Source organism: Priestia taiwanensis, from assembly GCF_014638355.1.
Classification (GTDB): domain Bacteria; phylum Bacillota; class Bacilli; order Bacillales; family Bacillaceae_G; genus Priestia_D; species Priestia_D taiwanensis.
Genome location: NZ_BMFK01000002.1, coordinates 171,468 through 185,646, shown reverse-complemented (window position 1 = coordinate 185,646; position 14,179 = coordinate 171,468). Strand labels below are relative to the sequence as shown.

At 38.6% G+C, this 14,179-nt stretch carries 12 protein-coding genes, 1 riboswitch and 4 other annotated features (1 of these 17 running past the window's edge); of the genes, 9 read left to right on the top strand and 3 right to left on the bottom strand.

Annotated elements, in window-relative coordinates:
• Positions 1-22 precede the first annotated feature (22 nt).
• The 3 genes from IEV41_RS13090 (at position 23) to dtd (ending at position 3,576) form a co-directional block, all read left to right on the top strand.
• Positions 23-535 carry an adenine phosphoribosyltransferase gene (locus IEV41_RS13090; protein WP_188388956.1) on the top strand — a complete coding sequence of 171 codons (513 nt, stop codon included), beginning with the start codon at positions 23-25 and terminating at the stop codon, positions 533-535.
• Between the two features lie 392 nt (positions 536-927).
• Entirely contained in the window at positions 928-3,123 is a 2,196-nt protein-coding gene (locus IEV41_RS13085) for a RelA/SpoT family protein (RefSeq protein ID WP_188388955.1), read from the top strand.
• A 12-nt stretch (positions 3,124-3,135) separates the two neighbouring features.
• The gene (dtd, locus tag IEV41_RS13080; protein ID WP_188388954.1) at positions 3,136-3,576 is read left to right on the top strand and encodes a D-aminoacyl-tRNA deacylase; all 441 of its coding nucleotides are present in this window, start codon (positions 3,136-3,138) and stop codon (positions 3,574-3,576) included.
• A 34-nt stretch (positions 3,577-3,610) separates the two neighbouring features.
• Here the strand turns inward: dtd and IEV41_RS13075 are convergent, their stop codons facing one another.
• A complete protein-coding gene (locus IEV41_RS13075) occupies positions 3,611-4,471 on the bottom strand; it encodes an N-acetylmuramoyl-L-alanine amidase family protein (protein ID WP_188388953.1) in 861 nt (286 codons plus the stop codon).
• A gap of 136 nt (positions 4,472-4,607) precedes the next feature.
• Between IEV41_RS13075 and IEV41_RS13070 the strand changes: the two genes are divergently transcribed.
• The 4 genes from IEV41_RS13070 (at position 4,608) to IEV41_RS13055 (ending at position 9,155) form a co-directional block, all read left to right on the top strand.
• The gene (locus IEV41_RS13070) at positions 4,608-4,784 is read left to right on the top strand and encodes a hypothetical protein (RefSeq protein ID WP_188388952.1); all 177 of its coding nucleotides are present in this window, start codon (positions 4,608-4,610) and stop codon (positions 4,782-4,784) included.
• Between the two features lie 61 nt (positions 4,785-4,845).
• Positions 4,846-5,090, top strand: a binding site (T-box leader).
• Between the two features lie 128 nt (positions 5,091-5,218).
• Entirely contained in the window at positions 5,219-6,487 is a 1,269-nt protein-coding gene (gene hisS / locus IEV41_RS13065; protein WP_188388951.1) for a histidine--tRNA ligase, read from the top strand.
• A gap of 14 nt (positions 6,488-6,501) precedes the next feature.
• Positions 6,502-8,274 carry an aspartate--tRNA ligase gene (gene aspS, locus IEV41_RS13060; RefSeq protein ID WP_188388950.1) on the top strand — a complete coding sequence of 591 codons (1,773 nt, stop codon included), beginning with the start codon at positions 6,502-6,504 and terminating at the stop codon, positions 8,272-8,274.
• Between the two features lie 110 nt (positions 8,275-8,384).
• A complete protein-coding gene (locus tag IEV41_RS13055; protein WP_188388949.1) occupies positions 8,385-9,155 on the top strand; it encodes a tRNA threonylcarbamoyladenosine dehydratase in 771 nt (256 codons plus the stop codon).
• Positions 9,156-9,210: 55 nt separating this feature from the next.
• On the opposite strand, the gene IEV41_RS13050 is transcribed toward IEV41_RS13055, so the two are convergent.
• A complete protein-coding gene (locus IEV41_RS13050; protein WP_188388948.1) occupies positions 9,211-9,876 on the bottom strand; it encodes an RsfA family transcriptional regulator in 666 nt (221 codons plus the stop codon).
• A gap of 426 nt (positions 9,877-10,302) precedes the next feature.
• Between IEV41_RS13050 and IEV41_RS13045 the strand changes: the two genes are divergently transcribed.
• Both IEV41_RS13045 and IEV41_RS13040 read left to right on the top strand, forming a co-directional pair.
• On the top strand, positions 10,303-10,482 hold the full coding sequence (locus IEV41_RS13045) for an H-type small acid-soluble spore protein (protein ID WP_188388947.1): 180 nt from the start codon (positions 10,303-10,305) through the stop codon (positions 10,480-10,482).
• A gap of 106 nt (positions 10,483-10,588) precedes the next feature.
• A complete protein-coding gene (locus IEV41_RS13040) occupies positions 10,589-11,257 on the top strand; it encodes a hypothetical protein (RefSeq protein WP_188388946.1) in 669 nt (222 codons plus the stop codon).
• Between the two features lie 55 nt (positions 11,258-11,312).
• Here IEV41_RS13040 and thiC read toward each other — a convergent pair whose 3' ends face one another.
• Positions 11,313-13,049 (bottom strand): phosphomethylpyrimidine synthase ThiC, encoded by a 1,737-nt coding sequence (gene thiC, locus IEV41_RS13035; RefSeq protein ID WP_188388945.1) that lies wholly within the window; start codon positions 13,047-13,049, stop codon positions 11,313-11,315.
• A gap of 117 nt (positions 13,050-13,166) precedes the next feature.
• A riboswitch (TPP riboswitch) is annotated at positions 13,167-13,281 on the bottom strand.
• Positions 13,282-13,405: 124 nt separating this feature from the next.
• Positions 13,406-13,643 (top strand) — a binding site (T-box leader).
• A gap of 91 nt (positions 13,644-13,734) precedes the next feature.
• Positions 13,735-13,958, top strand: a binding site (T-box leader).
• A 50-nt stretch (positions 13,959-14,008) separates the two neighbouring features.
• Positions 14,009-14,179: a binding site (T-box leader), on the top strand (it continues 54 nt past the right edge of the window).

The window sequence follows — 14,179 nt, the reverse complement described above, 5'->3', positions numbered from 1 at the left end:
ATTATGAGGAGGCAATTAAAAGATGGATTTAAAACAATATATTGCAGTTGTACCTAATTATCCGAAAGAAGGGGTACAATTTAAAGATATTTCACCATTAATGAATGATGGTGAAGCATATAGATATGCGACAGATGAAATCGTTAAATATGCAAAAGAAAAGCAAGTAGACTTAATCGTTGGACCAGAAGCGCGTGGTTTCATTATTGGTTGCCCAGTAGCTTACTCATTAGGAGTTGGTTTCGCACCAGTTCGTAAGCCAGGGAAACTTCCACGTGAAGTAATCCAAAAAGGATACGAAAAAGAATACGGAACAGACTACTTAACAATTCACAAAGATGCAATTAAACCAGGTCAACGTGTATTAATTACAGATGACTTACTTGCAACAGGTGGAACAATTGAAGCGACAATTCAGTTAGTAGAAGAACTTGGTGGTATTGTAGTAGGTATCGCATTCTTAATCGAACTTACATACTTAAATGGTATGGACAAATTAGATGGATACGATGTTCTTTGCTTAATGAAATATTAATTTTACCTAACAGGAAGCTACTTGCTTCCTGTTTTTTTTATACAAGAAATGCGTATAAAATATGGAAAACAAGAGAGACTGTGTATTTATATACGGACGAGATTAAATATATGGAAAATAGTAATTAAACGATGCGAATAGAGGAACTTTTTGATATACTAGGTGAAAGTATACATTTTAATTAGTGATAATTTCGTATTATGCAAACAATTATGAAAGACACAGAATAAGTTCTGTGTCTTTCATAACTCATAGCGTGAAAATATTGTTGAATGAGGTTCTTTTTAAGAAGGGGAAAAAAGAGCTATTTATAAACAACGGTAGCTGTATCAGTATAGACAAGGAAGAGAACTTGTCTAGGAGAAAGATAAATATTTTTCAAAGGTGATTCCATGGCAAACGAACAAGTGTTAACGGCTGAACAAGTTATTGAGAAGGTAAGTAAATATTTAAATGAAGAGAATGTTCTGTATGTCCAACATGCGTATGAATTTGCACGTGAAGCACATAAAGAGCAGTATCGTAAATCGGGTGAACCATACATTATTCATCCTATTCAGGTTGCGGGTATTTTAGCGGATCTCGATATGGATCCAGTTACTGTGTCGGCAGGGTTTTTGCATGACGTCGTGGAGGATACGGACGTTACAATTGAAGATATTGAACGTGAATTTGGCAAAGAAGCGGCGATGCTTGTTGATGGTGTGACGAAACTAGGGAAAATTAAATATAAATCGCATGCCGAGCAACAAGCGGAGAATCATCGGAAAATGTTCGTTGCAATGGCACAAGACATACGAGTTATCTTGATCAAACTTGCAGACCGCTTGCATAATATGCGTACGTTAAAGCATTTGCCAACGGAGAAGCAACGCCGTATTTCGAATGAGACGTTAGAAATTTTTGCGCCACTTGCACATCGTCTAGGGATTTCGCGTATTAAGTGGGAATTAGAAGACACAGCTCTTCGTTATTTAAACCCACAGCAATATTACCGCATTGTTAATTTAATGAAGAGAAAACGTGCTGAACGTGAGCAACAGTTAGACGAGTTGAAACACGAAATTGAAGTACAGTTAGATGAAGTAGAAATTGAAGGCGATATTTCTGGACGTCCAAAGCATATTTATAGCATTTATCGAAAAATGGTTATGGATAATAAGCAGTTTAATGAAATTTATGATTTGTTAGCTGTGCGAGTTATTGTGGATAGTATTAAAGATTGTTATGCAGTATTAGGTATTATTCATACATGTTGGAAGCCGATGCCTGGTAGATTTAAAGATTATATTGCGATGCCAAAGGCGAATCTGTACCAATCGCTTCACACAACCGTTATTGGACCAAAAGGTGAGCTGTTCGAAGTACAAATTCGTACGAAGGAAATGCATCAAATTGCAGAATACGGGATTGCTGCTCACTGGGCGTATAAAGAAGGAAAGACGATGAATCCAGTCCAAACATTAGAAACGAAGATGACCTGGTTCAAAGAAATTCTTGAATGGCAAAGTGATATGAATAATGCCCAAGAATTTATGGAGTCGCTTAAAATTGATTTATTCTCTGATATGGTATTTGTTTTTACGCCAAAGGGAGAAGTAATCGAATTACCACTTGGTTCAGTGCCGATTGATTATGCATATCGCATCCATTCTGAAGTAGGGAACAAAACAATCGGTGCAAAAGTAAATGGTAAGATGGTGACGTTAGATTATAAGTTGAAAACGGGCGATATTATTGAAATCTTAACGTCTAAGCACTCGTATGGGCCGAGTCAGGACTGGGTGAAGTTAGCGCAAACATCTCATGCGAAAAATAAAATACGTCAATTCTTTAAGAAGCAACGTCGTGAAGAAAATGTGGAAAAAGGTCGCGAACTTGTTGAAAAAGAAATTAAAGCAATGGACTTTGATGTGAAAGAAATATTAACGTCAGAGAATCTAAAGCGCGTTGCAGAGAAGTTCCATTTCTCGAATGAAGAAGATATGTATGCGGCTGTCGGGTATAACGGCATTACAGCAGCACAAATTGCGACGCGTTTAACGGATAAAATTCGTCGCCAACGTGAATTAGAAGTAGAAGGCTCTATTGAAGAGGTTGTTGTAGAGCTAAAGCGTGGTTCTGGCTCGAAGAAGCGTGATTCTGGCATTCGTGTACGTGGTGTAGACAACTTGCTTATTCGTCTGTCTAAATGTTGTAATCCGGTACCGGGTGATGACATCGTTGGTTTCATTACGAAAGGTCGTGGTGTATCGGTGCATCGTATAGACTGTGTGAATGTTCAACAAGATGATGTCAGAGAGCGTTTATTAGAAGTAGAATGGGAAGGTAGTTTTACACAAGAGCGTGAATACAATGTTGATATTGAAATTTCCGGATATGATCGTCGTGGTTTATTAAATGAAGTGTTATCGGCTGTGAATGAAACGAAGACGTTTATCTCGGCTGTGTCAGGTCGTACAGATCGTAACCGAATGGCGACAATTAATATGTCTATTTCGATTCATAACGTTCAACATTTACAGAAAGTGGTCGAGCGTGTGAAGCAACTTCCGGATATTTATTCTGTAAGACGAATTATGCACTAGGAGGAAGTAGCATTGAAAGTAATTGTTCAACGGACGAAAGAAGCTTCTGTTACAGTTAACGAAGAAATAGTTGGTCAAATTCGGTTCGGCTTGATGGTATTAGTGGGTGTGACTCATGAAGATACGGAAGAAGATGCAGTGTTTCTTGCTGATAAAATTGCTAATCTACGTATATTCGAAGATGAAAATGAAAAGATGAATCTATCTTTAGTAGATGTTGGCGGAGAAATACTATCTGTTTCGCAGTTCACATTGTATGGCGATTGTCGAAAAGGAAGAAGGCCAAACTTCATGTCGGCAGCGAAGCCGGATGAAGCGAAGAAATTGTATGAGTTCTTCAACGAAGAGTTACGCAAAAAAGGCATTAATGTAGAAACAGGTGTTTTCGGTGCAATGATGGACGTATCATTTACGAATAGTGGTCCTGTTACATTAATTGTTGAAAGCAAATAAAGAAAAGGAGGTAGCCAATAGAGCTACCTCCTTTTCATTTATGGACATATTCAATAATCCCTTCCACAATCGCTTCAACAGCAGTTTGTTGGAATTCTTCTGTGTTTACCCGTTTTTCGTCTTCTTCGTTGGATAAAAAACCCAACTCGAGTAAAATGGAAGGGATTTTGTTATCTCGTAGTACGAGGTAGTCTCCATATAAGAAGTTGCGGTTGTTCGCTTTTGTCCGTTTGATAAGGGACTCATGTATGGTTTTAGCGAGCGGCTTATCTTCTTTCTGTCGATAATAAAAGGTTGTAATGCCTTTTGCTGCACTTGTTAATGCGCTATCGTAATGAATGCTGATGAAAAGATCTGCCCATTGTTGTTTGGAGACGGCAACACGGTCTTCCAATTCAATGTATGTATCATCTTCTCTTGTTAAAATGACGGTAGCACCTAAGGTCAGAAGTTCTTGCTGAATATTCTTCACTGTTTGTAGTGTAAGGTTTTTCTCAAGAGTTCCTCTTTTACCGGTAGCACCTTCATCTTTTCCGCCATGTCCTGCATCAAGAATAATGGTTTTTCCTTCTAATAAGTTATCCGTTTTTTCATAAGACATAGCAGCTAATGCACGTGTAACATATGCTGTTTCATTATTTGGGAGAGCAATGTGATACCAATCATCTTCTTGATGAAGATAGGGAAATTCTTCTCCTTTCTTTCCTTTTGTTACAATAGAACTCTTTTCGGAAGCTTCGGTTCGAATATTGACGTTGTCTTCTAAGAGGACAACGGTGCGTTGAATATGTTCTTTGGAGGTTGTTAGTTGTGAAGAAGAAAAGAAACGGTATAAGATGAGAGCGACAAGGAGTAGAAAGATTGTCCACAACAAATAATGTTGTTTTGTGATCATAATAATAGCAAGTCCCCTTTCCTCTTAAAGTATTCTTGTTTAATTTGCAAATTCCTTTCTCTTTTTATGTTAAAAAAATCATGAAATTGGACACAATACAAGTATTAACAACATAGAGAAAAAGAGGGATGCATATATGCGTACGAACAACAAAGGACAATCATTAACAAATGGTGGAAATCAATTATTTGATGTTAGCTTCCATGATTTCTTGGCAAAAGAGCAAAGTAGCTCGATGATTGAATTAGCTTCTGAATTCGGGTTGTCGTTACGAGATGTACAAAAGCTAAAAAAACAGTTAGAACGCTCGTAAACATCTTGACAAGAGGGTTGTTGGAAAGTAACATTAAATATAAACTTCAAAAGTTAATAAGATATAACCAGTGATGGGGAATAGTAGATAAGAGTACACATGACTAGAGAGGAATTGCCATTGGGTGAAAGCAATTCTACATGATGACTTATTGAATGAACACTCCGGAGGTTTCTCTCTGAAAGGGAAAGGTAAGATTTTCTTTAGTAGGAGTTGGACGTGTATAGGCGTTAACGAAAAAGTGGAAGATAGATTTTTTGTCTTCAATTAGGGTGGCACCACGGGTTATAAGCTCTCGTCCCTACTATGTTGGAATAGTAGAGACGGGGGCTTTTGTTGTTTTTTTGTTAGATTTATTCCATTCTTGTCTCGTTATTATAGAAGTAATAAGTAGTGACACTGAGTGTTTTATTTTTAGAGGAGGTACATAGTACATGTCGATTCAAATTCCAAGAGGAACACAAGATATTTTGCCAGGAACAGTAGAACTTTGGCAACATGTTGAAGAGAAAGCACGTGCAATTTGTAAAGCGTATAACTACAAAGAGATTCGCACACCAATTTTTGAGCATACGGAGTTATTCTTACGAGGTGTAGGAGATACGACGGATATCGTTCAAAAAGAAATGTATACATTCAACGATCGTGGAGAGCGTAACTTAACGCTTCGCCCGGAGGGAACAGCTTCTATCGTTCGTTCGTATGTGGAAAACAAAATGTTCGGAAATCCGAACCAACCGACGAAGTTATACTATATTGGACCAATGTTCCGTTATGAGCGTCCACAAGCTGGGCGTTACCGTCAATTTGTACAATTTGGTGTAGAGGCATTAGGAAGTAATGATCCAGCAATTGATGCAGAAGTAATTGCACTAGCAATGGGGATGTATCAATCATTAGGCTTACAAAAATTGAAGTTAGTTATTAACAGCTTAGGAGACAATGAAAGCCGCAAAGCACACCGTGATGCATTAATGGATCATTTTGCGCCACGTATTGGCGAGTTTTGCTCAGATTGCCAGTCGCGTTTAGAGAAGAACCCTCTTCGTATCTTAGATTGCAAAAAAGACCGTAATCATGAATTAATGGCAACTGCGCCGTCTATCGTGGAATACTTAAATGAAGAGTCAAAAGTATATTACGAAAAAGTTCAAAGCTATTTAACAAGCATGGGTATTCCGTTTGAGTGTGATGCAAACTTAGTACGTGGACTTGACTATTACAACCACACTGTATTTGAAATTATGAGTGATGCAGAAGGGTTCGGAGCGATCACAACATTATCTGGTGGAGGTCGTTACAACGGTCTAGTTCAAGAAGTTGGTGGTCCTGAAACACCTGGTATTGGATTTGCGATGAGTATTGAGCGTCTATTACTTGCTCTTCAAGCGGAGAAGGTAGAATTACCAGTAGAGCAATCAATAGATTGTTTCGTTGTAACATTAGGTGAGAAAGCGAAAGACTACTCAGCAAAACTATTACACGATGTACGTAAAGTTGGTCTTTCGGCAGAGAAAGATTATCAAGATCGTAAGGCGAAAGCTCAGTTCAAAGCGGCAGACCGTTATAGTGCTAAATTCGTAGCGGTACTAGGAGATGACGAGTTAGAGCGTGGTTCAATTAACATGAAGAATATGACAACAGGTGAGCAAGAAGAAATTTCAATTGATTCATTTGTTTCTTATTTACAAGAACGAGTATAAGGGAGAGAGAAAAAATGGCTGAAAGAACACATTTTTGTGGTCAAGTAACGGAAACGGAAACAAGCAAACAAGTAGAGTTAAAAGGTTGGGTACAAAAACGCCGTGATTTAGGTGGATTAATCTTCATTGATCTTCGTGACCGCACAGGGATTGTACAAGTTGTTGTAAACCCTGAAGTTGCACCAGAAGCATTGAAAATTGCAGAAGAAGTACGTAATGAATATGTGTTGCATGTAAAGGGAACAGTTGCCCAGCGTGAAGCAGGCGCAGTAAACAAAAACATGGCAACAGGTAAAGTAGAAGTACAAGTAAGTGATATTACAATTATTAACCGTGCGAAAACACCTCCTTTTGTTATTGAAAACAAAACAGATGTATCAGAAGATATTCGCTTAAAATATCGTTATTTAGACTTACGTCGTCCAGTAATGTATGACACATTCAAATTACGTCACGACGTAACGAAAACAATCCGTAACTACTTAGACAGTGCAGAATTTTTAGAAGTAGAAACACCAATTTTAACGAAGTCAACACCAGAAGGAGCACGTGACTACTTAGTACCAAGTCGTGTACATTCAGGTGAGTTCTATGCATTACCACAGTCACCACAAATTTTTAAACAATTATTAATGGTTTCTAGTTTTGAGCGTTACTATCAGATTGCTCGTTGCTTCCGTGATGAAGACTTACGTGCAGACCGTCAACCTGAATTTACACAAGTCGACATTGAGACATCATTCTTAGACCAAGAAGAGATTCTTGCGATGATGGAAGAGATGATGGTAAAAGTCATGAAGGAAGCAAAAGGAGTGGACGTATCAGCACCATTCCCACGCATGACATACGACGATGCAATGGGTCGTTACGGTTCTGATAAGCCAGATACTCGCTTTGGAATGGAGTTAATCAACATTTCTGAGTTCGCAGTAGATTGCGGCTTCAAAGTATTTACAAATGCTGTAGAGAATGGCGGAGAAGTGAAAGCATTAAATGCAAAAGGCGCTGCTGATAAGTACTCTCGTAAAGATATTGATGCGTTAACAGAATTCGTTGGTCGTTACGGTGCCAAAGGATTAGCTTGGTTAAAAGTAACAGAGGAAGGCTTAACTGGTCCAATCGCGAAATTCTTCGCAGACGAGTCAGCTAAGACATTAATGAGTTTAACAGATGCGGAAGCTGGTGACTTATTATTATTCGTCGCAGATAAGAAGAGTGTTGTTGCAGATGCATTAGGTGCATTACGTTCGAAGTTAGGTAAAGACTTAGACTTAATTGACACAGAGACGTTCAACTTCTTATGGGTAACAGACTGGCCATTATTAGAGTACGATGAAGATGCAAACCGTTATTTCGCAGCACATCATCCATTCACAATGCCTGTTCGTGAAGACTTACAATACTTAGAAAGCGATCCAGGACGTGTACGTGCACAAGCTTACGACTTAGTATTAAATGGTTACGAGCTTGGTGGTGGATCACTTCGTATTTACGAGCGTGACATTCAAGAGAAAATGTTTGCAGCACTCGGTTTCACGAAAGAAGAAGCAAATGAGCAGTTCGGCTTCTTATTAGAAGCATTTGAGTATGGTACTCCTCCGCACGGTGGTATTGCACTTGGACTAGACCGTCTTGTGATGTTACTTGCTGGTAGAACGAACCTTCGTGATACGATTGCGTTCCCGAAAACGGCAAGTGCAAGCTGTCTATTAACACATGCGCCAAGCCCAGTTGCAGACGCACAGTTAACAGAGTTAAGCTTAGCTGTTCAAAAAGAAGAGAAGTAAGAGTGAATCTCTTTCATATTCGGAAGAGATAGAAATTGAAATAGATGTACCTATGTGGATATACTAGTCCACATAGGTATTTATTACGTTTATAAGGGAGATTACATCATATGCTACATCAGTTTTCACGCAATGAACTTGCGTTTGGAAAAGAAGGATTAGAAATTTTAAAAAATAGTACAGTTGCGATTTTAGGTATTGGTGGAGTAGGTTCATTCGCAGCAGAAGCGTTAGCTCGTTCTGGTGTAGGACGCATCATTCTTGTCGATAAAGATGTTGTAGATATTACGAACGTGAATCGTCAAATCCACGCATTATTATCAACAGTAGGTCGTTCAAAAGCGGAGTTAATGAAAGAGCGTATTGCAGATATTAATCCAGAGTGTGAAGTACATGCGTTAGAAATGTTCTATACGGACGAAACATATGAGAAGTTTTTTGAATTTCCACTAAACTTTGTAGTTGATGCATCGGACACAATTACATTCAAAATTCACTTAATTAAAGAATGTCGTAAGCGTAAGATTCCGATGATTTCAAGCATGGGTGCCGCAAATAAAATGGATCCAACTCGTTTCCGTATTGCTGATATTTCAAAAACAACACATGACCCGATTGCAAAAGTAATTCGTACCCGTTTACGTAAAGAAGGAATTCATAAAGGTGTTAACGTTGTTTTCTCTGATGAAAGCCCAATCGTTATTCGTGAAGAAATTCGTCAATCAATCGTAAGTGACGAAAACACACCAATTCGTAAGGCAAAAATGCCACCATCATCAAATGCTTTCGTCCCATCGGTTGCTGGGTTAATTGCAGCAAGTCATGTTGTACGTGAGTTAATTAAAGATGTGCAAGTTAGCCGAGTAGGCATCGATAAGTAAAGGGAAAAGCAAGAATGCTTCTAGTTTATAATAGAAGCATTCTTGCTTTTTGTTGTTAATTAGAGACGATTTCTAAATTCCCGTTTTTGTCCATTTTGAAAATAGGTGCCATTCTGTCTTCATTATCTTCAAATAAGACAAGTTTTCTAGCGCGATCCATAATTTTCATAAGCGCTTCGTAATCTTCTTGAATGCCGTTTTGTTGTTCCGTTAACATGGCATATCGATGTTGGAGTTGCTCATATTCTTGCTTCAATTTCTTGTTTTCTTGTTTGAGTACCATATTTTCTTCATAAAGCTGTTGCGTAGACGCGTGTTCGTTCTGCATCGTTTGTAAAAAAGAAATAACATCATCCATTGTAAGTGTAGGTGCTATGAGTGGCGTAGCCGGTGTTATTTCTGTTGGTACTTCTTCATAAGAAATAGTTGGTTGATGGAGAACAGATAACAAAGAGCGTGTTGGATTGCTTTTTTTGTTCGTAGTTATAGCTCGCTTCTTTTCTTTCCGTTGTTTCTTGGCCACTGCAATGGCTTGTTCGTACTGTTGTCTTATTTCTGCATTCCATCTGAATCCGCAAGCAGCGGAAGTACGGTTTAACTTGTCTCCAACTTCATCAAATGCTTTTAATTGGGTATTACCTTCTCGAATAAAGTGTAAAACAGTTTCTGCTAATAATACGTCATCTTCGTGGGACCATGCATCTTGTCGGACTTTTGACATGAAATCACCTCAATAGGGAAAGAATATTTGTCCTTATATTCTCCAATATGTAGATGATTATGCATATTTAGCTAAAGTATGCCAAATTTACTGATTCTTAGCTGTAGAGTTGTTGTAGTTAGTAGCTATAATACGGTTATGGATAAGTGGACGTGTACTTTTGTCGCTATTAATGGAGAAATGACTACTTTTTTGAATGATGTTAAGTTGAATCCTTGGAGAGAGGAATACACCGATGACAAGGTCAATTAAGAAGCTAGCTGTACATTTTTGGATGTTAATCACCTCCTTCGTTGATTGGTATATATAAGTATAGCGAAACGGTGAAATGAGTAGGTAATGATATATGCGAGTGAAATCAATAAAAATAATTTTTTCGGGGAAGTATAAAAGGGATAAAAGAAAAGAAAAGGAAAGGTGATTAAGGTGGATATTAAACGTGTGAAACAAATTTTATCTTCGTCAGATACAATCAGTGTAGAGTATAACGGTGTCCCGGTGTGGATTGAAAAGTGTGAAGAAAATGGCAAACTTGTACAAGTACATGATGTGGCGTATCCGCAAGAAAGTGTTTCAGTAGATGCGGCAGAATTAGAGGAGAAATAAAGAAGAAAGGCTTTAATAGCCTTTCTTCTTTATTCTATCCCCTTTTGATACATACAGTAACTATGGTATAATGGAGCGGTTGGAATTTTGTGGTGGGGAAGAAAGGGTGGAGAATGTGAGAAGATTAGCCTTTCTAGGAGTAGTTGCTAGTGTACTCATTTTTGGAGCAATACGCTTACATGCGTTTATTAATATACAAGATTTAATGGAATATGCGAAGTTTCAAGAAGAAACATTAATAGATATAAAAGACGATGGTGAAGTATATGTCGCAAAGCAGACAGAAGAAGTAATCCCGTCTGTTGAAAATGTGGCTGAATTATTGGCAGTAGCGAAAAATACAGATAATATTGCAAAGAAAGTCTTTCATTTTGATAAGAAAATGTCTGTAGAAGAGGTGGAAAAGTACTATTCTTCCGCTTGGGAGGATAGGGATTTTCTTTTAGAGGAAGAAGAGAATGTAGATGGCGAGAAGGATGAGATTGCTGTAGCATTGGCAGATGAGTTCAAACGTCTTCAACTTGATGCGAGTGATTTTTTTGATGAGATAGCAATATTTGATTGGGAACAGCATAAAAACTTCTTTTCGTTCATCTCAAAAGTGCATATAGCTGAACAAACGGGAGATCTTTTCTATCAAGATACAGATGAAATTGTAGCGAAATTGAAGAAAATGTCACCAGAGGAGTATGAGGACTATATGCAAAATATCCATTATTTAATTAATGGAAGACAGATGCTAGAGGATATTAATTTATTGAAAAAAGTATTTTAAGTATAAGGAAAACCGACAGTGAAGCTATTCATTGTCGGTTTTTTTGTGTAGAAACTTATTGGTAAATTGCGCCACCTGTTTCTTTAAATTCTTTTGCTTTTTCTTTTAGACCGGCTTCAATCTCTTGTTCTGTCGATTGTTCACGTATTTGATGAGAAATCTTCATGCTGCAAAATTTAGGTCCGCACATGGAGCAGAAATGAGCTGTTTTCGCTCCTTCTGCTGGTAGTGTTTCATCGTGGTATTCCATTGCCCGCTCTGGATCAAGAGATAGGTTGAATTGGTCATGCCAACGGAATTCAAAGCGTGCTTTAGATAGAGCGTCATCTCGCTTTCTTGCGCTTGGGTGACCTTTTGCTAAGTCGGCTGCATGAGCTGCGATTTTGTATGTAATAACGCCATCGCGTACGTCGTCTTTGTTTGGCAAGCCTAGATGTTCTTTTGGTGTTACGTAACAAAGCATCGCTGTACCGAACCAACCAATCATTGCAGCACCAATGGCAGATGTAATGTGGTCGTAACCAGGTGCAATATCTGTCGTTAACGGTCCGAGTGTATAGAAAGGGGCTTCTTGGCAAATTTCCATTTGTTTATCGACGTTTTCTTTAATGAGATGCATTGGAACATGCCCAGGCCCTTCAATCATGACTTGAATATCATGTTTCCATGCAATTTTTGTTAGTTCTCCTAATGTTTCTAACTCGGCAAATTGTGCCTCATCATTCGCATCTGCGAGTGAGCCTGGACGTAAGCCATCTCCTAATGAGAAAGCTACATCGTATTGTTTCATGATTTCGCAAATTTCTTCAAAATGTGTGTATAAGAAGCTCTCTTTGTGATGGTGTAGACACCACTGTGCCATAATAGAACCGCCGCGAGAAACAATTCCTGTCACACGTTTCACTGTAAGTGGTATATAGCGCAGCAAGACTCCTGCGTGAATTGTAAAGTAATCGACACCCTGTTCGGCCTGTTCGATTAATGTATCGCGGTACACTTCCCATGTTAAATTTTCGGCAATGCCATTTACTTTTTCTAGTGCTTGATAAATTGGTACTGTTCCAATTGGGACAGGGGAGTTTCGGATAATCCATTCACGTGTTGTGTGGATATCTTTTCCGGTTGATAAATCCATAATCGTATCGGCACCCCACCTTGTTGCCCACGTCATTTTTTCTACTTCTTCCTCAATGGATGAAACAACGGCAGAATTCCCGATGTTTGCATTGATTTTTACATGGAAGTTACGTCCGATAATCATAGGCTCTGATTCAGGATGATTTACGTTTGCTAAAAGGATCGCTCTTCCACGTGCAATCTCAGAGCGAACGAATTCAGGCGAGACACTCTCTCTAATTGCGACAAACTCCATTTCTGGTGTAATGATACCGTTACGTGCATAGTGAAGTTGTGTAACGTTTTTCCCTTCTTTTGCACGTAATGGTTTATGTTGTAGAAATGGCATATGTGTCCGGCGGTCTGTGCGATATCCGTTATCTTCTGGCTTAACTGCTCTTCCTGTATATTCTTCAACGTCTACTCGTTCTCGAATCCATGTTGAGCGTAATGATGGAAGCCCACGTGTTAAGTCTGCTTCGTATGAAGTATCTGTGTAAGGGCCGCTCGTATCGTATACACGAATAGGTGAATTTGCTTCTGTGCTGAAGCTAGTAACAGTGTTGCTTTGGGAGATTTCGCGCATTGGTACACGAATATCTTCACGAGATCCTGTTACGTATACTTTTTTACTGTTTGGAAAACTTTTAATAATTTCTTTTACTTGTTCTGACATGACATTAATCTCTCCTTTTGTTTTGAAAGAATGGAGATCTAGCGCATATTCGCGTGAACAACAAAAAACCAGGCCATAAAAAAGACCTGGTTTAAGCAAGGTATACTTGCCTCTGTTTGAAAGTGTGAATAACTTCCCCACGCTGGTACCAACCAGATCAGGTCCGAAGGGTTAAGAAGCGAATTGTACCTCTCTCTCAGTCCTACATATAAGGACACCCCTAGTTACTTGCCTATAAAATTGTGATGCACCATTTATTGTATTCTATTTTCTTCCATGTGAAAAGAGAAATGTTTTTGCAAAATTCTCTTTGACAAAAAGAAAAGTCTATGGTAAAAATAATACATCAACAAAATAGATAAGCGAAGATAGGAAGAAGTAGTGACTATTTCCCTGTAACAGAGAGCTGGTGGTAGGTGTAAACCAGTACAAAGGTAGATCATGAATTACGTCCTTGAGCATCTTTTGCGAACGTCCTTAATAAGTGATCAGTAGTGAAAGACGGTGAAGAGCCGTTATGAAAAGAAGAGATAGATGCGAATAAAGTGCGTCTATAATTAGGGTGGTACCGCGATACATATAATCGTCCCTGCTGAATAAGCAGGGGCGTTTTTTATTTGTCTCGTGTTTTAAGGAAGACGGCCGTTAACCAAATAAATGAAAAATATATATGTAAATTGAATAGAGGAAAGCGAAGATAGGAAGAAGTAGTGACTATTTCCCTGTAACAGAGAGCTGGTGGTAGGTGTGAACCAGTACAAAGGTAGATCATGAATTACGTCCTTGAGCATCTTTTGCGAACGTGAGAACAAGTAGTGAAAGACGGGAAAACCGTTATGAAAAGAAGAGATAGATACGTGCGAAGTGTGTCTATAATTAGGGTGGTACCGCGATATTGTCGTCCCTGCTAGTATAGCAGGGGCGTTTTTTTATTTTCCCTGTACCATATAATTGAATAGAGGAAAGCGAAGATAGGAAGAAGTAGTGATTATTTCCCTGTAACAGAGAGCTGATGGTAGGTGCGAATCAGTACAAAGGTAAATCATGAATTACGTCCTTGAGCATCTTTTGCGAACGTGAGAACAAGTAGTGAAAGACGGGAAAACCGTTATGAAAAGAAGAGATAGATA